This window comes from Bradyrhizobium sp. WSM4873, from assembly GCF_055811355.1.
In genome coordinates this window covers 121,016-140,450 of sequence record NZ_JBVVPS010000004.1, presented here as the reverse complement: position 1 = coordinate 140,450, position 19,435 = coordinate 121,016, and the positions used below count along the sequence as shown (strand labels likewise).

At 60.8% G+C, this 19,435-nt stretch carries 19 protein-coding genes and 1 pseudogene; 8 read left to right on the top strand and 12 right to left on the bottom strand.

The window, feature by feature from the left end; translation table 11 throughout:
• Nucleotides 1-214: 214 nt before the first annotated feature.
• From AC0L21_RS09130 to AC0L21_RS09100, 7 genes are all read right to left on the bottom strand, one after another.
• Complete coding sequence (locus AC0L21_RS09130; protein WP_473260390.1) at nt 215-409, bottom strand: hypothetical protein; 195 nt, start codon at nt 407-409, stop codon at nt 215-217.
• A gap of 526 nt (nt 410-935) precedes the next feature.
• On the bottom strand, nt 936-1,307 hold the full coding sequence (locus tag AC0L21_RS09125; protein ID WP_473260387.1) for a hypothetical protein: 372 nt from the start codon (nt 1,305-1,307) through the stop codon (nt 936-938).
• Nucleotides 1,308-1,637: 330 nt separating this feature from the next.
• Entirely contained in the window at nt 1,638-1,949 is a 312-nt protein-coding gene (locus AC0L21_RS09120) for a TackOD1 domain-containing metal-binding protein (RefSeq protein WP_473260385.1), read from the bottom strand.
• A gap of 18 nt (nt 1,950-1,967) precedes the next feature.
• Nucleotides 1,968-3,020: an HlyD family secretion protein gene (locus tag AC0L21_RS09115; RefSeq protein ID WP_473260383.1), complete on the bottom strand. Its 1,053-nt coding sequence runs from the start codon at nt 3,018-3,020 to the stop codon at nt 1,968-1,970.
• A complete protein-coding gene (locus AC0L21_RS09110; RefSeq protein ID WP_473260381.1) occupies nt 3,017-4,282 on the bottom strand; it encodes a glycosyltransferase family 2 protein in 1,266 nt (421 codons plus the stop codon). Before AC0L21_RS09110 ends, AC0L21_RS09115 begins: the two co-directional genes overlap by 4 nt.
• A 799-nt stretch (nt 4,283-5,081) precedes the next feature.
• On the bottom strand, nt 5,082-5,540 hold the full coding sequence (locus AC0L21_RS09105) for a hypothetical protein (protein ID WP_473260379.1): 459 nt from the start codon (nt 5,538-5,540) through the stop codon (nt 5,082-5,084).
• A 270-nt stretch (nt 5,541-5,810) separates the two neighbouring features.
• Entirely contained in the window at nt 5,811-6,344 is a 534-nt protein-coding gene (locus AC0L21_RS09100) for a GNAT family N-acetyltransferase (RefSeq protein ID WP_473260376.1), read from the bottom strand.
• 265 nt (nt 6,345-6,609) lie between these two features.
• Here AC0L21_RS09100 and AC0L21_RS09095 point away from each other — a divergent pair, with 265 nt between their 5' ends.
• The 4 genes from AC0L21_RS09095 to fabI are packed head-to-tail and all read left to right on the top strand — an operon-like array spanning nt 6,610 to nt 11,826.
• A complete protein-coding gene (locus AC0L21_RS09095) occupies nt 6,610-8,835 on the top strand; it encodes a DUF3141 domain-containing protein (RefSeq protein WP_473260374.1) in 2,226 nt (741 codons plus the stop codon).
• A 23-nt stretch (nt 8,836-8,858) separates the two neighbouring features.
• A complete protein-coding gene (locus AC0L21_RS09090) occupies nt 8,859-9,821 on the top strand; it encodes a phosphate acetyltransferase (protein ID WP_473260372.1) in 963 nt (320 codons plus the stop codon).
• Between the two features lie 5 nt (nt 9,822-9,826).
• Nucleotides 9,827-11,041 (top strand): acetate/propionate family kinase, encoded by a 1,215-nt coding sequence (locus AC0L21_RS09085; RefSeq protein ID WP_473260370.1) that lies wholly within the window; start codon nt 9,827-9,829, stop codon nt 11,039-11,041.
• Nucleotides 11,038-11,826 (top strand): enoyl-ACP reductase FabI, encoded by a 789-nt coding sequence (fabI, locus tag AC0L21_RS09080; RefSeq protein WP_473260367.1) that lies wholly within the window; start codon nt 11,038-11,040, stop codon nt 11,824-11,826. Before AC0L21_RS09085 ends, fabI begins: the two co-directional genes overlap by 4 nt.
• A gap of 17 nt (nt 11,827-11,843) precedes the next feature.
• On the opposite strand, the gene AC0L21_RS09075 is transcribed toward fabI, so the two are convergent.
• The 5 genes from AC0L21_RS09075 to AC0L21_RS09055 all read right to left on the bottom strand — a co-directional run bounded on the left by AC0L21_RS09075 (nt 11,844) and on the right by AC0L21_RS09055 (nt 15,223).
• Nucleotides 11,844-12,302, bottom strand: a complete 459-nt coding sequence (locus tag AC0L21_RS09075; RefSeq protein WP_473260365.1) for a MaoC family dehydratase — start codon at nt 12,300-12,302, stop codon at nt 11,844-11,846.
• Between the two features lie 11 nt (nt 12,303-12,313).
• Nucleotides 12,314-12,964 carry a 3-oxoacid CoA-transferase subunit B gene (locus tag AC0L21_RS09070; protein ID WP_473260363.1) on the bottom strand — a complete coding sequence of 217 codons (651 nt, stop codon included), beginning with the start codon at nt 12,962-12,964 and terminating at the stop codon, nt 12,314-12,316.
• A gap of 4 nt (nt 12,965-12,968) precedes the next feature.
• Nucleotides 12,969-13,616 carry a CoA transferase subunit A gene (locus AC0L21_RS09065; RefSeq protein ID WP_473260361.1) on the bottom strand — a complete coding sequence of 216 codons (648 nt, stop codon included), beginning with the start codon at nt 13,614-13,616 and terminating at the stop codon, nt 12,969-12,971.
• Nucleotides 13,617-13,706: 90 nt separating this feature from the next.
• The gene (locus AC0L21_RS09060; protein WP_473260358.1) at nt 13,707-14,300 is read right to left on the bottom strand and encodes a hypothetical protein; all 594 of its coding nucleotides are present in this window, start codon (nt 14,298-14,300) and stop codon (nt 13,707-13,709) included.
• Complete coding sequence (locus AC0L21_RS09055; protein ID WP_473260356.1) at nt 14,297-15,223, bottom strand: alpha/beta fold hydrolase; 927 nt, start codon at nt 15,221-15,223, stop codon at nt 14,297-14,299. The genes AC0L21_RS09060 and AC0L21_RS09055 overlap by 4 nt, the downstream gene beginning before the upstream one ends.
• Before the next feature lie 134 nt (nt 15,224-15,357).
• Here AC0L21_RS09055 and AC0L21_RS09050 point away from each other — a divergent pair, with 134 nt between their 5' ends.
• The 4 genes and pseudogenes from AC0L21_RS09050 to AC0L21_RS09035 all read left to right on the top strand — a co-directional run.
• Entirely contained in the window at nt 15,358-17,865 is a 2,508-nt protein-coding gene (locus AC0L21_RS09050; protein WP_473260354.1) for an alpha/beta hydrolase, read from the top strand.
• Between the two features lie 9 nt (nt 17,866-17,874).
• Nucleotides 17,875-18,738, top strand: coding sequence for an alpha/beta fold hydrolase (locus AC0L21_RS09045; RefSeq protein ID WP_473260352.1), 864 nt, complete (start codon nt 17,875-17,877; stop codon nt 18,736-18,738).
• A gap of 17 nt (nt 18,739-18,755) precedes the next feature.
• Nucleotides 18,756-19,106 carry a phasin gene (locus tag AC0L21_RS09040; protein WP_473260350.1) on the top strand — a complete coding sequence of 117 codons (351 nt, stop codon included), beginning with the start codon at nt 18,756-18,758 and terminating at the stop codon, nt 19,104-19,106.
• Between the two features lies 1 nt (nt 19,107).
• Nucleotides 19,108-19,335, top strand: a pseudogene (locus tag AC0L21_RS09035) (RES domain-containing protein); the annotation flags it as partial.
• Between the last annotated feature and the right edge of the window lie 100 nt (nt 19,336-19,435).

Here is a 19,435-nt window from a genome sequence, read left to right as displayed (position 1 = left end):
GATGCCGGCTCTTTTCTTGGCAGTCCGGCATTCCATCTCGAAGCTAGCTGAGCCGACTGGAATTCGGTGTGCTTGCGCGGCAACAGCTGGGAAAATTGAGCAATTTGCTCGCTTCAGTTGTGTCAGGAATATTGACCAGTCAACTGGCCGCCTGAAATTTTCCGCGATGGGGCAAGGGCGCTTGGTCTCATCCCCGCACCCTTATCCTGACATCCTAGGCCCCGCGCCAGACGTGCAACACGCCTTCGCGGAAGCCGCCGACGAACTGATCAGATGCGTCCGCTGGCAGAATTTCGCCGAGATCATCAAACGAGCCGCTCACCATGGTGGCAAGCTCGTGCGCCGAAGCATGCTCTGCCCAGCGGCGACCCAACTCCAACCCTCGTTGCCGTTCTGCCTCTGTGTCCATAGTCCTGGACCATCCCCGCGTCCGTGGCCCCGGCGAAGCTGATGCCGCGCCGGGGCCTGTACGATCTCGCCAATCCTGGAAGCTTGGGGGCTAGAAAGAATCGGCAAGGCGCGCTCTAGACAAGCAGATGCGCAGCGCTTGGCCAGTGCACTTTGTGCCAATGGGTGAATGCCCCGGCCGGCAATAGCTTTTCGGGCTGTCGGGATAACAGGCTGATCAAGGCTCGTTATCCGAAACAGCCAGTGCGATTCAATGTGCCTGAGAGCCACAGAGGTGTTCGCGGCGGCGGGCTCGTCGAGCCATCTGCAGACTTCGATCGAGGTTGCCTGGTAGCGTCTGGTCTTTGAAGCACGGAGTTAGGTTCGTTGTCGGGATGGCTCTCTCAGTCATTAATGGCGGCGCGTCCAACTTGGCATTGGGGCGGACAAGCCGCGCAAATCCGACCAGACGCCTCGCGCGTGATCAACCAGCTCCTCGGGCAGACGAACTGCCCGCTTCCACGAGCGCTAGTGTCCGCTTGAGAGCCTTAGTAGCCGTTCGGGCAAATCCAGTTTCCGTAGGCATCGTATCCGCAGCCGCCTCTGTAGTACGCGCCCGCTGCAGCGGCGCCGACTGCCGCAGCGCCTACAGCGGCTGCGCCGTAGCGGTAGCCTCGGTAGGCGCCGTAGCCGCCTCGATAGCCATAGCGTCCGCCGCGCACAGCAACTGCACCGCCTCGATAGCCTCGAACGGCCACGGCTCCGCCGCGGTAGCCGCCCGCTCGCATCGCGCCGCCGCCGTGATAGCCTCCGGCTCGCACGCCTCCACCACCACGACGGGCGAAGGCTTCGTCAGAATGCAAACTAGCTACAAGCAGCGCGGTCGCGGCTGAAGCTGCAATAAGGACTTGGCGGAGCATGGCATTCTCCTTCTGGAGCAAGAGCCGCAGCGCGCTGATGCGGCCGCGACCTTCCTGAAGTGCAATGCAGATGGCACCATCGCCGATTGACGCAGATCAAACATCTCTGTTCATCTATGTTAACTCGAGCGTTCTGGCAGGATGCAAGAGCGCTCAGGGAACACATCCACTTACGAGTGCAGACCCGAGCCTAGAAATCTATAGATCCACAAGGCGCGGAGGAATTCCGGCAACAAGTTGCCGCAACAAGTGCTGCGCTTCCTGCCAAGACCGAGGCCATGCGTAATTGTCTGGGAGTTCGCTTCCGATGGGCCAGCACCATCGGCCGAACTAGTCATTCGGCAGCGAGCGTCTAACAAGTTCAATCGCTAATACTTGCAAGCCAGCCGGAGCACACGCCGGGGAAACCACCATCTCAACCCGACATCGGGTGCAGCGCGCGCTAGTCCCCACGATCTCGCATGCTGGGTCAGCTGGCACGATGCCCCGGCAGCACTTCGGGCACGTATATCCCGCGATCTTTGGCATGAAGTCATACTCCGGACCAACATAGGCGCAGATCATGTGGTGGAATACTGGAAACAATTCTAGCGCGGAGGAGCCGCAAGCCGGGCAACCCGTTTGGTTCGCTTCGACCTGCATGCTGCACCTCGCTCCCTCTCACAACTCATCGAGCCCGAATAGTCGCACCAGCATGGAAGCGATCCGCGCGCTCAGTTGTGTGTAGTGCATGTGAACGTCGACGGCCGAGTTCAGCGCCGGGGGATGCGCGCCTGGGCTGAACCGAATTCGCGCGATTTGCGAGGCGGTACGCTCGCGCGCCGCCGACGAGCCCGCTCCGGGGTATACATCTGACACCGGCAGGATTTCAATGATCTCGCCCAGAATTCGCCGGTTGCCGAACAGCACAAAGACTTCGTTGCCGACTTTTGGATCGGACAGGCGTTCGTTAGGAACGTACCAGTCGACAAAGACATCCGTGGGGTCGAGAATTTCTGCAATCGGAGTGCCCGCCACGAGGGATTGACCGGCGCGCGCAGGATTGTTCGCGACGATGCCAGCTATGGGCGCGAAGACTCTCCCGTCTGCAAAGCTGCTTTCAACCTTTTCGAGGCGATCACCGAGTTGCCGGCTGAATTCGTCGAGAGCGGCCAACTGAGTGCTGGCTTCAGCGGCTTCCGCCTCCTGCGAGACCACGGCTTTGTTCGCCAGGGCGCGCTCCCGGGACATGTCTATGCGGTAATTCAGGCTCGCGGCCGACGAGTTTGCGATAAGTTCGACAGCTTCCTCTGCAAGCCGCAAATGTGAGCGCGCCGCGTCGAGAGATTCGCGCGCAACCCGGGCCTTGACACGCAAGTCCGCTCTGCGGCCGGCGATGTCCGCGAGCGAGCGCATATAGGTGGCGACAATTTCATCGTGCTGCGGAGACCGAACCCTTCCGATTTCTTCGCCGGCCTTGACCGACGCACCTCTCAGCACGGTGATGCTGTTGATCTGCACGATGTAAGGCAGTGAAATCAAATATCTCGGTGAGGACACGCTGCCCGGGCCGCCGAGATAAAGAATTGGCCTCCCGAAATAGACGACAAAGAATGCGAGTATGCCGAATACGATCGTCGCATAGGCGGCGCGGACAGCCCGTCCGGCCGCGCGCCGACGGCTCTCGATGGGGTCGGGGATATGGGGATCGAGCCGTGTTAGGGTGATGGTCATTTGGCCACTTCCTTCGTCCGATCGCCGAACAGTGCGCGGCGAACGCGCGGCGGCACGAAATCATCGTTCCGCGACGAGGCAAAGATGATTTCCGAAGAGTAGGAAAAGAACCGGGCGCACTTGAGATAGACACCCTGGTAAAAGGGAAAGATCAGAGCCATCTTCCAGCCAAACGTTCCGACGGATCGATGGAAGAGGGCGAACACAAGCGCCATATTGAAGACCGAGATCCAGAGGAGCAGCACGTAGATCGCCGAGAGAAACAACACGGCATCCGAGCCGAACAACAGCACAATGTAGGCCAAGTAGAACGGCAGGCTGAGCGTCGGAACGAGATCGAAGACGATGAAATCCAGCCGTTGGATTGTGTCCGGTAAACGTTCCAGCGGATGGCGAAAACTCAGCTCGCCATACATCATGAAGCGGATGCGCAGAGCATCGCGATCCCAGCGCGCGCGCTGGCGCAACAGACTTATGCCGCTTGCGGGGCCGGCTGTTTCCGCCCAGGCGTCGGACACGAACCGAATGACATAGCCGAGTCTGCGGAGCCGCAAGGTGTACTCCATATCCTCTCCCGGGCCGACGTCGAGCCCGCCCTGCCGCGCAAAAATATCCCGGCGATACATGGAACAGGCGCCGGACAGACACGCTATCGCATCGACCACGTCGAGGATCGACCGCCCCGCGGTGATCGACACCAGGTATTCGACGCTTTGAAGCCCTGTCCATATCGAGTCGCGTTCGTTGCTGATCGCGATGCTGCAACTTGCGCCGGCGACGAGCGGGTCGCCGAACGCAGCCGCGAGGCGCTCAACCGCGTTTGGTTCGAAGACAGTGTCGGCATCTACGGTCAAGAGTAGATCGCCGCGGGCAAACCGTGCTGCAGCGTTGATGGCAGCGCTGCGGCCGCAGCGGGTCCCATGGCAGATGACCATGTCAACCAGGCCCTGCGCTCTCGCCCGCTCCGCGACCGCGCGTGTCGCGTCGGTGGAGCCGTCGTCGACGACGATGATTTCGACAGGTCGAAGGGTTTGCCGGCGCAGCGAGTTGATCGAAGGAGCAAGCCCGGAGCCGCCGTTGAATGTCGGGATAATCACGCTTACCGTCGCTTGGCAAACCGTCCCACTGGCGCTTCGCCGCTTCGAGCTGAACAGAGCAAGAGACACCAGCGATAAGGTGTAGCGGGGGATGTCGAATATCAGCAGCGAGAAGGCGAGTAGAAATAAACTCGTTCCGGCGAGCACTTCCACCATTTCGGACATGCCGGCCACCTCCGCTACGACAGGACCACTCCGAGCATCCGACCAAACAAGGCGCGCAAGGCAATTATCAGACGGGAAAATGAAGACGATCGCGTTGATGGTCGAGTGGTAAATTGCGTAAACATTTGCGTTTTGTGTCTGCGTTATTCACCTGCATCGTCGGCTTCGGCAGTTGACGATAACCGGCTCTCGAAGGCTGATTGTTGGCGTGCCGGCATCAGTGTTGCGGTTGGAGTTGTTCCCGGTTCGATAAATCCCACAAGGCGACCGGTCCGTCCAACCTTTCAGGCGCAAGACGGCCCCAGTCTGGAAAGACTGAGGCCGGTGGGGGGCGTCGATGTACCGTTGGGGTCGGTACTCTAGAATTCTAATCGCGACACACCAATTTGCGTATTGTCCTTGAGGACAACCAATCAGCACGTCGTCCCTCTCACACATCTGCGGACCGCCCGACGGGTATGCCGGACGGTCGTCCGTGCCACGCACACGCCGTTGATACGTGTCCTACCGACGCCGCAGGCAGCAGCGACTTCCGTAATCAGGCTTTCGGGCTGTGCAATCGGGGCAGGCGTCATCGCCTGAGCCGATACTGCGAAGAAGAAGGCGAACGTGGCAATTCCGAGCGACTTGATCATATCGAGCTCCCTGGAAGCGCCCAACCGCCCGGCCGGCGCGGCGGAGCGATGGACGCGACTCCCTCAAACTGATACCCGCTCCTGTCAGAGAATTGAGATAGATCAAAGCGACTTCAGTGACTTGCCATGCGGCCATCGCTGCAGGCCGAGACGCGGGCTTAGGACTATGACCGGAAGAAGACTGCAGAGTCCAAATAGCAGCGCGCAAATATCGTCTGTAACTGCGCACCGCGAAGGAAGATTGTGTGGGGCGACAAACCACCTCGGCCTGAGATCCAAGTCCGAACCGGAGCCGGGTACATCGAATAGATCATCCGTGTAGCTTCTCGATTTGTAATATGGCGTCCGCCGACGCCGAGATCCCAAGCTGCGTGGAAAGCAAGGTTTGCCCGTTCCGTCACGCAAACTCTATCTGATGGGATCTTTGCTAATACGATCGTGCAGGCGGACGCGCAGAGGCCATCGATAATCACAGTCTGGCCAGTCTCATTCAACTCGTCATATCGATCAAGGTAACGTTGAATCAAGCCACCACGGTCGTTGGCAATTCTCACGACTGCGTGGCTCTCGCCAGCGCATGCAAACATACAGGCCGAAGCGAGTAGCAGAGTAAAGGGTTTCATAATGTGCCTCTTCGACTGCGACATCAGCAAGGTTCATGACCGCCCGTGCGCGAGAGAACCCGCGGCTTGGCGATGCGCGAGAGCGTGTTTTGTGGTGGTAAGTCCGGTATTCTCGGAGCCGCCTTAAAGCAACACGTTGCTCGCGCGGGCGGCCCACGCTTTCCGCAACGTCGACGGATGCATCTCGCGGCATGATCCTGCTGGAGTTCTTGTAGTCTCTGAACCAGCGTTGAGTTTGAGCGCGGGCCAGAACCATGTACCGCTCATCGATCACCGCCCCTCTTTGCCCAGGCGTAGCGCCAAATGCATCGTCTGGGGGTCGCGGTTCCCGTCCGGCTTAAAGCCGAACTTGCCGAGCACCGCCAGCATCGACTTGTTCTCGGGCAGGACCTCTGCCGTGAATTCACGCAATCCGGCGTTGCAGCCGATCTCGCCAAGATGGCGCATTAAGATGGAGCCGATGCCTCGGCCCTGCCAAGCGTCGATGACGACGAAGGCCAACTCGGCTCGTCCGGGCTCAAACACGAGGTATCGAGCGCCTCCGACAATCATTGTCCGCTCGGGCTGCCCGACTTCGCACACCAGCGCGACGTGATTCATGAAGTCGACATCCATGAAGAACGCGCGCTCCTTGTCCGAGAAATGACGCTTGATCCCAAAAAAACGGCGCTGCAACGACTGCTTGCTGGTCTGATCCAGCGCGTCGAGGACAGCCGTCTTGTCGGCCGGCCGCAACGCTCGGATTTCGGCCGTGCTGCCGTCCCGCAAGTGTTCCGTCACGCTGTATTTGGCGATGTCCGACATGCGGATCTCGGCTCGGCGGCCGGAAAACACGTCGGCCTGAGGCTCGTCTATGAATGGGGCGGTCGGTTGCCCGTTTGATTTGAATCAAGGGGCCCCGCAAAAAAAGCGGGCGGCCTGAATCTCGGCGGTCAGCTCGACACATTCCGGCGGGATGATCGACGTGACACGAATGGGTCGGCGTACTCGCCGTCCAGCATTGACCTATATCAATGGCCTGCTGTTGCGGCGGGCCTTGGATGCATTCATACGACATTGAGGTCGGAGCATGCAGATGGAAGTGCCTGGATCGCCCGGTGGTCCGATGTCCGGCCTCGTCGCCTCCGCGGTTGAATACATGGTCGACGCGGGACAACGGAGCATACTCTTTCTCGATGTGATGCGCCGGCGCGGCGACCAATATCGGGAGCACGTCGCCCAAACCGCGCCACACGTTCTGCAATATGCGGCCGAACTGATCATCGACGGCCGCAAGCTGGACGAACCCGTCAATTACGCGCTTGTCCGCATCGTCCCGCCAGCCGGCGTCGAGATCGATCCCACGCGGCGGCCGTTCATCGTGATTGATCCACGCGCCGGGCACGGTCCAGGCATCGGCGGGTTCAAGGCCGACAGCGAGATCGGCGTCGCGATGAAGGCGGGACATCCCTGTTACTTCATCGGCTTCCTTCCGGAGCCCGTGCCGGGTCAGACTATCGAGCGCATCGCGCGTGCCGAGGCGCTGTTCATCGAGAAGGTGATCAGCCGTCATCCGGAAGCTGACGGGAAACCCTGCGTCATAGGCAATTGCCAAGCCGGCTGGGCGGTCATGATCCTGGCTTCGGTTCGGCCGGAACTGTTCGGCCCACTGATCATCGCTGGAGCCCCGCTCGCGTACTGGGCGGGCGTGCATGGCCAAAACCCGATGCGATATTCGGGCGGCCTGCTGGGCGGAAGCTGGCTAACTGCGCTCGTTAGCGATCTCGGCGGCGGGAAGTTCGATGGTGCCTGGCTGGTCCAGAACTTCGAAGGCCAAAACCCGTCGAACACGCTCTGGACCAAGCAGTACAATGTCTATTCGAAGGTCGATACCGAAGCCGATCGCTACCTGGAGTTCGAGCGCTGGTGGGGTGGGCACGTCAATCTCAACGCCGAGGAGATTCAGTTCATTGTCGACGAACTCTTCGTTGGCAACAACTTGGCCGCCGGCAATATCACCCTGGCCGACGGGCAGAAGGTAGACCTGCGCAACATCACTTCGCCGATCGTGGTGTTCTGCTCCAAGGGCGACAACATCACTCCACCACAGCAGGCGCTGGGTTGGATCCTCGAATGCTACGCCGACGTGGACGATATCAGGGCCTATGGGCAGACGATCGTCTATACGGTTCACGAGAACGTCGGCCATCTAGGCATCTTCGTCTCGGGCGGCGTCGCCAAGAAGGAGCACTCCGAATTTTCCACCAACATCGATCTGATTGATGTACTACCGCCCGGCCTTTACGAAGCGACGTTCGAAGCCAAGGACGAGGAAACCACCAGTTCCGATCTCGTTGTTGGCCAATGGGTGATGCGCTGCGAGGCCCGAACGCTAGAGGATATTCGTGCCATGGGCGGCAATTCGCCTGAGGACGAGCGGCGCTTTGCCGCGGCCAAACGCGTGTCCGAGCTTAATCTTGCCGCCTACCGCAAGTTCGTGCAGCCCTGGATCAAGGGCATGGTGGCGCCGCAGACGGCGGAGATGATGCGCAATCTGCATCCGCTACGGACGCAGTATGAGGCGTTCAGCAGCCAAAATCCGTGGATGAAAGCCGTGAAGTCGGCAGCGGAAGGGCTGGAAGAGAACCGCAAGCCGGTTTCGAACAACAATCCGTTCCTGGCGTTTCAGGAGCAGGTCTCCAAGCAGATCGTTCATGCGCTGGACAGCTGGCGCGATTCGCAGGAAGCGATGAGCGAGGCGATCTTCCTCAACCTCTACGGCTCGCCGGCGCTACAGGCGGCGGTCGGCATAGATCCGAAAGCTGAACCGTCGCGCCGGCGCGAGATGCCGGCCGAACGCCGTGCGATGCTCGACAAACGGATCGCCGAGCTCCGATCCAGGATTGGCGAAGGCGGGCTTCGCGAGGCGGCCATCCGTGCCCTGCTTTATGTCGGCTCGGCGAGAGGAATGGTGGACGAGCGCAGCATCGAGGCGCTACGACAGGCTCGTCGCGACGACAGCGGAGCGCGATTAGCGCTCGCCGAATTCAAGATGCTGGTTCGCGAGCAGTTCTTCATGCTGTTGCTCGATCGCGAGGCGGCGCTGGCCGTTATCCCGAAGATGCTTCCCGAAGATGTCAATCAACGCCGCGCGGCTTTCACGAAGATGAGCGAGGTGCTGTCGGCCAGCGAGGACATCACAGGCGAGCGCGCCAGCCGCCTGCAGCGTGTCGCACAGCTGTTCGGTCTCGACGCCGAAACGTCGGGGAGGGCGTCGAATGTTGCCCCTTTCGACCCCAAGGCGAAGGCCTCGTAACACTGTCTGGAAGGAACCGGCTCATGTCAGCCGACACGTCGCAGGCGCAGTCCCCGAGCAAGTACGACCGTCTGATCGCGGCCGCGCAGGCCGTGCCTGCGGCCCCAACTATCGTCGTGCATCCCTGCGATGAAAGCTCATTGCGCGGCGCTGTCGATAGTGCACAGGCCGGCATTATCCGGCCGCTCCTGGTCGGACCTGAAGGGAAGATCCGGGATACGGCCGCCAGGTACGGTCTCGACATCGCGGGCTTCGAGCTTGTTGACGCAGCACATAGCGATGAAGCCGCTGCAAAGGCGGTAGAGCTGATCCACGCCGGCCGAGGTGAGCTGTTAATGAAAGGCAGCTTGCACACCGACGAATTGATGCGCGCCGTCACCGCGAAGGCCGGGGGCTTGCGTACCGATCGGCGTATCAGCCATGTCTTCGTGATGGACGTGCCGGCCTATGCCGAGACCATCTTCGTGACGGACGCGGCCATCAACATCTTCCCTGATCTGGACGCCAAACGCGACATCATCCAGAACGCGATCGATCTGTACGTGGAAGCTGGATTCGGCAGGTCGCCGCGCGTGGCAATCCTGTCAGCAGTTGAAACTGTGACCTCGAAAATTCCGTCTACGATCGAGGCGGCAGCACTCTGCAAGATGGCGGACCGCGGGCAGATCACCGGAGGGATTCTCGACGGACCGCTGGCTTTCGACAACGCCATCGACGTGGAGGCGGCGCGCATCAAGGGGATCAAGTCCGAGGTCGCCGGTCGCGCTCAGATCCTCGTCGTTCCGGACCTGGAGGCCGGCAACATGCTGGCAAAGAATCTCGCCTATTTCGCCAAGGCGGACGGCGCGGGCATCGTGCTCGGAGCCCGGGTCCCGGTCGTCCTGACCTCACGCGCGGATTCGGCGCGTGCGCGGATGGCCTCGTGCGCGGTCGCAGCGCTGTATGCCCATGCCCGGCGCCGGCGTGCTCCAACGATTGCCGCGTGAACGCCATGGACACCATCCTTGTGGTCAACGCCGGCTCCTCCAGCGTCAAGTTCCAAGTCTACTCGATCGAGGGCGAAGGAATACTGCGGCGACAGCTGAAAGGGCAGATGGATGGGATCGGCAGCCGCCCGCGTTTGCGCGCGAGTGGCTCCACCGGCGATTCGGTGGCGGATCGGGCCTATCCGATCGAGGCGGTGCCGGATGTTCCAGCCGCGATGGACATTGCCGGCGCCTGGTTGCGGGACGAGCAACGCATTCATCCGATCGCGGTCGGTCATCGCGTCGTTCACGGCGGCCCGGACTACGATCGGCCGATCCAGCTCGATCATGGTGTCGTGACCCGGCTGGAGCGGTTCATCGCGCTCGCGCCGCTGCATCAACCCCATAATCTGGCGCCGATCCGCTCGATTCTCGGCAATTTCCCGGAGCTTCCGCAGGTCGCCTGTTTCGATACTGCATTTCACCGAACGCATAGCGCGGTGGCCGATCACTATGCGATCCCGCATCAGCTTTATGCCGAGGGCGTGCGCCGCTACGGTTTCCACGGTCTCTCCTACGAATACATTGCGAGGACCTTGCCAAAGGTCGCGCCGAAAATCGCGAATGGGCGCGTGATAGTTGCTCACCTTGGAAGCGGCGCCTCGATGTGCGCTCTCAGCGCGGGACGAAGCGTCGAAAGCACCATGGGCTTCACCGCTCTCGACGGGCTTCCGATGGGAACCCGCCCTGGTCAGATCGACCCCGGGGTGGTGCTCTATCTCATTTCGGAGAAGGGGATGTCAGCCTCCAACATCCAGAATTTCCTTTACCGCGATTGCGGCTTGAAGGGGCTATCCGGCGTCAGCAACGATATGCGGGAGCTGGAGGGCAGTGAGGATCCGAGAGCCAGACTGGCGATCGAATATTTCAGCTATCGCATAGGCCTCAATGCGGGGATGCTTGCCGCAGCGCTGCAGGGGCTCGACGCGTTTGTGTTCACAGCCGGCATCGGCGAAAATTCCGCAACAATTCGCGCGCATGTCGCCGGCCAGCTCGCGTGGCTGGGCGTCACCCTCAATCAAGCCGAGAATACGCGCCACTCACAGCTGATCTCGGGTCCCGACAGTCGCATTCCAGTCTATGTGGTGCCGACCGACGAGGAGCTGATGATCGCGCAGCACACTTTGTCAGTGCTGATGAACAGAACATCGACCAATCAACGACAGGAGAGGGCATCATGATTCCCGTATTTCCGGATACCAAGATTGCCCTGAAGGGAAAAAAAGGCCTCGTCGTGGGCATCGCCAACGACCAGTCGATCGCATGGGGATGCGCCAAGGCCTTTCGTGCGCTTGGTGCCGATCTAGCCGTCACTTACCTGAACGACCGCGCGAAGAAGCACGTCGAGCCTCTTGCCCAGGCACTTGAGGCGTCTATTTTCATGCCGCTCGATGTCATGACGGAGGGGCAGACCGAAGAAGTATTTGCCCGGGTCGAGAGGGACTGGGGCCAGCTCGATTTCCTGCTGCACTCGATCGCGTTCTCACCAAAGGAAGCCTTGCACGGACGTGTGGTGGACGTCGGTCGCGACGGCTTCCTGAAGACGATGGAGGTCTCCTGCTGGTCCTTCATGCGCATGGCGCATCTGGCCGAGCCGCTGATGAAGAACGGCGGCACCATGTTCACGATGACCTATTACGGCAGCCAGATGGTGGTGGAGAATTACAACGTGATGGGTGTAGCCAAGGCTGCGCTCGAGGCCTCGGTGCGCTACATCGCCGCCGAGCTTGGCCCAAAGGGTATCCGCGTGCACGCCATTTCGCCCGGACCGCTGGCCACGCGCGCGGCATCAGGCATTCCCGAATTCGACGAACTGATGGACAAGGCGCAATCCAAGGCGCCCTCGCGCAGTCTCGTCAGCATTGACGAGGTCGGCAATGCCACGGCATTTCTCGCGCTCGACGGGGCCAAGCTCATTACGGGAAGCGTTCTCTATATTGATGGCGGTTATCACATCATCGACTGAGGAGGACGGGACGCGGCTCAGCGATAGTGCAGGGCGATCAACTCGGCGACGCAGGCCGGTCGTTTGCCGCCTTCGATCTCGATGACCAGATGATAGTTCACGCGCAGCCCATCGGGAGGCACGTCCTCCGTCTCAGCAACACTGACGCGGCCGCGCAGCTTCGAACCCGCCGGGACCGGTGAAAGGTACCTGATCCTGTCGGCGCCGTAGTTCAGGGTATTGCGGAGGCCTTTCAACCCCATTACAGAGCGGATGAACATCGGCGCCAACGCCAGAGACAACATACCGTGGGCGATCGTGGTGCCGCCGGGCATTTCCGTCCTTGCGCGCTCCTGGTCGACATGGATCCACTGCTCATCGCAGGTCGCCTCCGCAAACTTGTTGATCCGGTCCTGCGTCACCTCGATCCATTCGCTGGCGCCGATTTCGGTGCCGACCGCGGATCTTATCTCATCGAAATCGCCGAATATCCGCATGTCCATCACCTTCAGATCATCATCTCCGGGACATGGTCGCCGACGAGCAGGTCGGCTTCCGTCGCAGCCATCACTTCGCCGATCGTGACGCCCGGCGCGGTCTCAAGAAGCGTCGCCCTGCCGTCGGCAAAGCCGATCACAGCCAAGTCGGTGACGACCAGATTCACCGGCCGCGCCGAGGTCAGCGGCAAGCTGCATTTCGCAACAATCTTCGACTTGCCCTTTGCTGCGTGCTGCATGGCGACGATGACCCGCTTCGCGCCGCTGACGAGATCCATGGCGCCGCCCATGCCAGGAACCATCTTGCCCGGGATCATCCAGTTGGCGAGATGGCCATGGGAATCGACCTGAAGGCCGCCAAGCACCGTGACGTCGACATGGCCGCCGCGGATCAATCCGAACGACATCGCGCTGTCGAAGGTCGAGGCCCCGGGCAGCGCGCTGATCGGGCGCCCCCCTGCGTCCGTGAGCGTCGGATGCGCCAGGCCTTGCTCGGGGATAGGCCCTGTTCCGATCAGGCCGTTTTCCGACTGGAAGAATACCTTCAGGTCCGCTGGAACGTAGTTCGCGACCAGCGTCGGGATGCCGATGCCGAGATTGACGAGGTCGCCGCTCCGAAGCTCCTTGGCGACGCGCCGGGCGATGATGATTTGCGGATCCATGTCGTCACCCGTTTGTAATGAGGTAGTCGACGAGCGGCGCCGGGGTCACGACGTGGTCGGGCGCGATCACGCCGACTGGCACAATGTTCTCCGCCGTGACGATCACGGTGTCGGCGGCCATTGCCATGACTGGATTGAAGTTGCGCGAAGTCAGTGCGTACGCCAAGTTGCCGAGGTAGTCGGCAAGGAAGGCGTGCACCAGCGCGAACTGTGCACGCAAGGCTGTCTCAAGCAAAAAAGGCTTTCCGTCGACTTCGATCTCGCGCTTGCCCTGCGCAACCAGCGTGCCGACGCCGGTTGGCGTCAAAATTCCACCCAGCCCGCATCCCCCCGCACGAATGCGCTCGACGAAGGTTCCCTGGGGTACTAGGTCAACGTCGATCTGGCTTGCCAGCATCTGTTGCTGTGCCTTCGCATTGAGACCGATATGCGTTGCGGTCAATCGCGCGACCAGCGCAGCATCGAACAGCTTGCCGACGCCCTTGCCGGGGATCGCCGCATCATTGCAGATCAGCGACAGGCCGCCCTTCTTCTGCCGCACCACCTCGTCGAGCAGGCGCTCCGGTGTTCCGACACCCATGAATCCGCCGACCATGACGCTCGCGCCGACCGGGATCATTGCGACGGCTTCTTCGAGGGAAATGGCCTTCATGAGGGAGAACTCCGGTCGGCGGGTGCAGGGCGGTCAATGAATGCTGGAGGGCGGAAGTCGCGCTGCTTTGATCTGCGTCAAGGCTCTCCATCATTCGCGGACGATTCCCACGCTCGCGAGCGTGTCGTGCCAGAGCTTGCGCAGTTCGGTGTGTCGGCTTTCCAGGACTGTGCTGACGGTGCCTCGGAAGGGAAACAGGTCGGGACCTTTCAGGAATAGGATCTGCGCCTGCAACAGACGCCCGCTCTCGAACTCGATGCGGCGCAACGCCATCACGAAGGGGTCATTCGGGTTTGCCTCAAGCGGTAGTAACGCCGCTGGCCGGATCCCGGCGTGAACGGCATGCGCGAGCGTGGCGAGGTGGACTGCTTGCCAAAGAGGGCGATCGGCGATGCCTTCGTTCGGCGTCGGAAGCCAGGCGGCCTCCCAAGATATGGCCATATAGCCCAGAGCGAGATCCGGCACCCATGTGGTTGCGCGCATCAGAAGTGAGACCATCTCGCTCTCTCGGTAGAACTGAGCATTCAATTCTGTTTGCCAGCCGGCTTCGAACTTCGCCGGCAGGGCGAGGGCGAATTGCCTTGCGAGAGCGCCATGGGCCGAGATCAGGAAAGCGGCGACGCGGGTCTGCTGGCCGTGCGGCACGCGGCCTTCGGAGTCGAGTGGTCCGAGAAGTCCGCTCATGCCCGGGTCCTCTGGACGGGGATGGCACGCAGATGGTCGTAGCCGGCGGGAAATGGAGTGAGCTCACCACCAGGATCTTCGGGCGCAATCCAGACCGCCTTGTTGCCTTGCCAGCGTCCGGCCAGCACGTCATCGGCGAAGCGCGCGAGCAGGTCGGCTGTGAGCGCGCCCTTCTCCAACGTGAAAGCGTGATAGGCCCCCGGGATGATTACGAGTGCGCTGTTGGGAATTTCGACCCGCAGGGTCTCGTGTAGGGCACGTGGCGTCAGGAAGTCGAACTCTCCGTTCAGGATCATGGTCGGAACGGCGATCGAGGCGAGTTGCGGCGTCAGCGGCTGGAAGTCGAGGAACGACTCCATCAGGTTCTGCAGCGCGTAGAGGTCATTGACCAGCCAGCCCTGCCGCTTGACACCGTCGAGCTTATCCAACAGCGGCTTCAACCATTCATCGGACAGATTCATCGGCAGCAGCAGATCCTGGAGATACCCAGTTCCACCCAGAATTAGGCCGGTGCGTAATGCGTTGCCGATCAGGAGAAGTTGAGGCGAAAGCTCGGCAAAACAACTCATTGGCACCAGACCTGAGAGGCGCGCCCCATACTCGATCGCGTAGCGCAGCGCGATCAGGCCGCCGAAGCTAATTCCACTGAGGAAGACTGGACCTTCGCCGAGCATCTCGATCAGGCGATGCAGCGCAAGGACATGGTCGTCCTGGTTGATGAAAAGCGTAGGCTTGTCGGAGGCGCCCTGGCCGAGCAGATCGAATGTCGCAACGCGAAATCCCCGTGCGACGAGCGCGTCGCGATAAGCGGTCCACAGTTCGGAATATTGAGTCAGTCCGTTGACCAACACGTAGGCCGGGGCCGTCACAGGACCGTCGAGCTCATACCGGATCCGGTAGGAGCCGTGGGTGAGGAATGGCATCGTGGCGACCCGGCATGCAATTCGGTGCCAAGACACTCGCGCGGGCAGTGTGAATTCCCTTGCGCTAGATCAAAGGTCGCGCCGCGTCCGCTCCTAGCGTTTGGCAAAATCAAAGCCCGCCGGAGGAATTCGCCATGATCGGGAGACAAGTCATGCGGCGATATCTCATCAGCCTGCTGTTGCTATTGATCGGGACATCGATCGCGGTTGCGCAGCCCTTCACGCGCCGCTCGTCGCAGATGCAGCATGACGGGCTGAAGAAGACCTATGAGATCGCGAATTTCCGACTTGGCGGCAAGTACGATCTCGCCGATCCCTCGAAGTGGGAGAATGGCGGCGAGGGCGGCGTCACGCTCGAATCGCTCGGCGCCGGGAAATTGCACACCGCCTATATCGCGGTCGGTACGCCGCGGCGCAACGCCGCCGGCGAGATCACCAATGCCGTCGTCATCAACTCGTATTATTCCGGCGACGCCACCGACATGTACGAGCAGTGGGTCAAAGGAGCAGCCTTGTCAGGCACCGTGCCAATTATTGGCCCGGGCCGGCCGATCGATACGGACCGCTACTACGTCATCATGGTCGATCCGCTCGGAACCTGGGGCGCCAGCAAACCGTCGGATGGTCTCGGCGTAAAGTTTCCGCAGTACAGCTACTATGACATGGTTCAGGCCAATTACCGGATGCTGCGCGACGGGCTGAAGGTCGCGCGCGTTGCGCTGGTGTCAGGCGTTTCCATGGGCGGCACGCAGACCTATGTCTGGGGCGTGATGCATCCCGAATATATCGGCGCACTGATGCCGATCGGTGGCACCACGCAGTCGGATGGGGAAGATCCCGTCGGCAACTGGACATTCCAGATGATGACCGCGGCGATCGAATCCGATGCGGTGTGGCAGGAAACGAAAGGTGATTATTACAAGCTGCCCAAGGAGAAGCATCCGATGCCGGGCGTGGCGTTCGGCTGGTCGATCCTCGGCATGACTGGCTATGACTTTGCGTTCCGTACGACCCAGAATTGGGGCGCCGTCCAGCCCGAAATCTTTTATTGGGACCCCCCGAACGAAAAGGCGGCCTTGAACGTCGTCAACCGTGCCAAGCTTTACGATGCGGTCGACCTGGTCTGGCGCAACCGTGTCGGCGAAACGCATAACATCAACCCCTATCTCGGCCGCATTCAAGCGCGAACGCTGGTGATGCACATCACGAATGACCTGTGGCTGAACTTCAAGTTGGCTCAGAAGGCAGTCGATCGCGTGCCTGGTGCGGACCTTATTGCTCAGGAAAGCCCGGTCGCCCATTATGGTGTGTTTCCGATCATCAACCAGCGCAAGAATGACCCGAAGTTCGTTGCCTTCATGGATGATGTGGCGAGCCTCGACCGCGCGCAGAAATTCGTTGACAAGAATTATCGCGTGCCCGGCGTCGCCGAGAGCATCGACCCTAAGAAATCGTTCTGGAAAGAGTTCGTGACGTATCCCTATCCGGTCAAGTACGCCAATGCCAAAGACAAGGGCGGCAATTCCTGGCAGATCGGCTACATGGATGAATATGCCGGCACGGAGAAGGATCCGAAGATCCTTGTGATCGTCCATGGCAAAGGCGCGTTCGGCGGGCACTACGGCAACATCATGCAATATGCGCTGCGTAGCGGCTTGCGCGTGATCGTGCCCGACCTGCCGCACTACGGTATGTCCGGACCCGGCAATCTCGAGAAGAGTCCGGCGCGCACCATGCAGGACATGCGCGAGGTCATCTACGATCTCGTCGTCAACCAGCTCGGCGTCAAGAAGGCGTATTATCTCGGCCATTCGCTCGGCGGGCAGTTCGTGATGGGTTATGCCCTGACCTGGCCGGATGCAGTGCAGGGCCTCGCGCTGGAGGCGCCGTCCGGCCTCGAAGAATATCCGCGTGAGATCACCATCGCCAAGGGCAAGAAGGCACCGCTGTTTGATCCGGCCTTCGATCATGACTTCGACAAGTGGAAGGCGACCTGGGATCAGACCGGCATTCTGGCGGCCGAGAAGGCACGCGACGAGCAAAACATCCGCGACTTCTTCTATTTCAAGAAACGCGACCCTGAGACAGGTGCGGTCTCTGCGGCGAAGAGTGGCTATTTCTTCAGCGACAGTGAATACGCCCGGCTCCACACAGAGCAGCGCGTCGGACTGACCAAGGGCAATCCGAAGGAGCTCGAGCAGTGGTGCAACGTGTTCATCTACGACGTCTACACGATCGGAGCGGAGCTCCAGCAGGATGATCCGAAGAACCTGTACGAGCGGCTCACGCAGATCAAGGCTCCGATCTTCCTCGCCTTCGGCGACAAGGAGCCGTTCATCCCGACGCCCGCATTCAATGGGCTGACGGATCTCGGACGCGATGCCATCACGCCCTTCATGACACGCATGACCAATGCGGGCAATCGGCCGATCCTCAAGATTTATCCGGAGACCGGGCACTTTATCCACACGGACAACCCGGTTGAATACCCGGTAGATGTCGTGGATTTCGTGACGCGCGGAAGCGTCGACACGTCATCGCCGGTCGGGACCGATCGTATGATCAAGGGCTCGGTGGTTTCTGCTTTGCCGGTGGCACCGACGCCGGCCGGCGCCGCGCCCACTGCCGGCCTGAACAAGTAGGACCGGTCCATGCCGAGGGTGCAGGCGGGCGAAGTCGAGCTGGGCTGGCGAGAGTGGGGACGAGGCGACGTCACTGTCGTCTTCATCCACGGCAATCTCGCCAGCAAGGACTGGATCGAGCTCGCCGCCCCGCTGTTTCCTTCTGGTCTTCGCGTCATCGGCATCGACTGGCGCGGTTGCGGCGACAGCGACCGGCCGAAGCCTGCGGTCGATTACACCAACTACACGATGCTGCAGCACGCAAAGGACATGCTGGCTGCGCTCGACACTCTGGATATCAACTATTGCCATCTTGCAACGCATTCGACCGGCGGCATCATTGCGGCCCGTATGCTGCTGATGCAACCGCGCCGTTTCGGACGGGTGTTCGCGCTTGATCCGGTTACGCCGCTGGGCATGGCCTTCAATACCGATCAGATCGGACTGTTTCGGGCCATGATGGCGAGCAAAGAGTTGACCCGTTCGGTGATGGCGACCGCGGCCTCATCCCTGTTTATCCCAGAGAGCATGGCGCCGAATAAGGTCCCGCAATTCCGTCCAGGGGGCGCGGACATCCAGGCGCTGTTCGAGCGGATCATCGAACAAAGCTTCGGCGTCTCCGAAGGCATCTGGATCGGGACACCCGTCAATCTCACGCGCGAGCGGGAGAGCCGGGAATTGGAGAGCCGCATGCCCGAGATCGGGCATTCGCATCTGGTATTGTGGGGGGAACGGGACGGCTGGATCCCCCCCGCCGATCTTCATGCGATGGCCGCGGCAATGCCAGACTGTCGCCTCGTCGTGGTGCCCGGTATCGGACATTCGATGAACCTTGAAATGCCCGCGCTCTACGCCGGCTATTTTGGTGCGTGGTTCGGGGGACTTGCTGCGTAACAAGGAGGAATGACACCATGGCCGATAGCAATCCATCCGCAGCGGGTATCCGCACCATGCTCGCCGAGACGCTTCTTCGCCTGCGCAAGGCCAACGCCGAGTATTTCGAGCAGCTGGAAATGGGCTTAAGTGCCTCGAAGCTGCCGATTGCAAGCGGCGCTAAGGAGTTCTGCGGCTACATGCAGCGCAACGTCACCGCGACGTTCGACCTCGGCGACAAGCTCATGCAGGCCAAGGACATGAAGGACGCCCTCGAGATTCAATCTGATTTCTTTCAGGCGCAAATGAGATTGCTCACCGAGCAAACCAAAAGCATGGGCGAGTCTGCCATGAAGGCGGCGACCGAAGCGTTTGCACCGAAGAATTGAGCCACGCCCGTTGCGTTGGCTGCGACCGGGAATCCCAGGCGCAGGCCAGCAGGCGTTCGGGGATGCGCTCTTGGCCAAGCACAAATTCGTCGTGATCCCAGGTGTGGTGTCCAATCACAGCTGGAATTTAATCTTCGATCCGACCAGGGCGAAAGGCGCGTACCAGCTGCACCTTCAGGAAGCGTTCGCGCTCGATACGCGCCTTCATCCTACGACATCACCGCCCTAATCGGCCCCGTAGCAGCGACTGACCGCGTCTAGAGAGGCAGAACTACGAGTGCTAACCTTCGGAGGTCTGGCGGACCTCGGCAGCGAGTAAAAACCGTCAA

What these genes read in the sequence shown, in the direction of transcription:
- AC0L21_RS09125 (WP_473260387.1), bottom strand. Translation starts at nt 1,307, where the DNA reads ATGCTCCGCCAAGTCCTTATTGCAGCTTCAGCCGCGACCGCGCTGCTT.
- AC0L21_RS09105 (WP_473260379.1), bottom strand. Translation starts at nt 5,540, where the DNA reads ATGAAACCCTTTACTCTGCTACTCGCTTCGGCCTGTATGTTTGCATGC.
- AC0L21_RS09055 (WP_473260356.1), bottom strand. Translation starts at nt 15,223, where the DNA reads ATGCCATTCCTCACCCACGGCTCCTACCGGATCCGGTATGAGCTCGAC.
- AC0L21_RS09040 (WP_473260350.1), top strand. Translation starts at nt 18,756, where the DNA reads ATGGCCGATAGCAATCCATCCGCAGCGGGTATCCGCACCATGCTCGCC.
- fabI (WP_473260367.1), top strand. Translation starts at nt 11,038, where the DNA reads ATGATTCCCGTATTTCCGGATACCAAGATTGCCCTGAAGGGAAAAAAA.
- AC0L21_RS09095 (WP_473260374.1), top strand. Translation starts at nt 6,610, where the DNA reads ATGCAGATGGAAGTGCCTGGATCGCCCGGTGGTCCGATGTCCGGCCTC.
- AC0L21_RS09050 (WP_473260354.1), top strand. Translation starts at nt 15,358, where the DNA reads ATGATCGGGAGACAAGTCATGCGGCGATATCTCATCAGCCTGCTGTTG.
- AC0L21_RS09075 (WP_473260365.1), bottom strand. Translation starts at nt 12,302, where the DNA reads ATGCGGATATTCGGCGATTTCGATGAGATAAGATCCGCGGTCGGCACC.
- AC0L21_RS09085 (WP_473260370.1), top strand. Translation starts at nt 9,827, where the DNA reads ATGGACACCATCCTTGTGGTCAACGCCGGCTCCTCCAGCGTCAAGTTC.
- AC0L21_RS09130 (WP_473260390.1), bottom strand. Translation starts at nt 409, where the DNA reads ATGGACACAGAGGCAGAACGGCAACGAGGGTTGGAGTTGGGTCGCCGC.
- AC0L21_RS09045 (WP_473260352.1), top strand. Translation starts at nt 17,875, where the DNA reads ATGCCGAGGGTGCAGGCGGGCGAAGTCGAGCTGGGCTGGCGAGAGTGG.
- AC0L21_RS09065 (WP_473260361.1), bottom strand. Translation starts at nt 13,616, where the DNA reads ATGAAGGCCATTTCCCTCGAAGAAGCCGTCGCAATGATCCCGGTCGGC.
- AC0L21_RS09070 (WP_473260363.1), bottom strand. Translation starts at nt 12,964, where the DNA reads ATGGATCCGCAAATCATCATCGCCCGGCGCGTCGCCAAGGAGCTTCGG.
- AC0L21_RS09060 (WP_473260358.1), bottom strand. Translation starts at nt 14,300, where the DNA reads ATGAGCGGACTTCTCGGACCACTCGACTCCGAAGGCCGCGTGCCGCAC.
- AC0L21_RS09120 (WP_473260385.1), bottom strand. Translation starts at nt 1,949, where the DNA reads ATGCAGGTCGAAGCGAACCAAACGGGTTGCCCGGCTTGCGGCTCCTCC.
- AC0L21_RS09115 (WP_473260383.1), bottom strand. Translation starts at nt 3,020, where the DNA reads ATGACCATCACCCTAACACGGCTCGATCCCCATATCCCCGACCCCATC.
- AC0L21_RS09090 (WP_473260372.1), top strand. Translation starts at nt 8,859, where the DNA reads ATGTCAGCCGACACGTCGCAGGCGCAGTCCCCGAGCAAGTACGACCGT.
- AC0L21_RS09100 (WP_473260376.1), bottom strand. Translation starts at nt 6,344, where the DNA reads ATGTCGGACATCGCCAAATACAGCGTGACGGAACACTTGCGGGACGGC.
- AC0L21_RS09110 (WP_473260381.1), bottom strand. Translation starts at nt 4,282, where the DNA reads ATGTCCGAAATGGTGGAAGTGCTCGCCGGAACGAGTTTATTTCTACTC.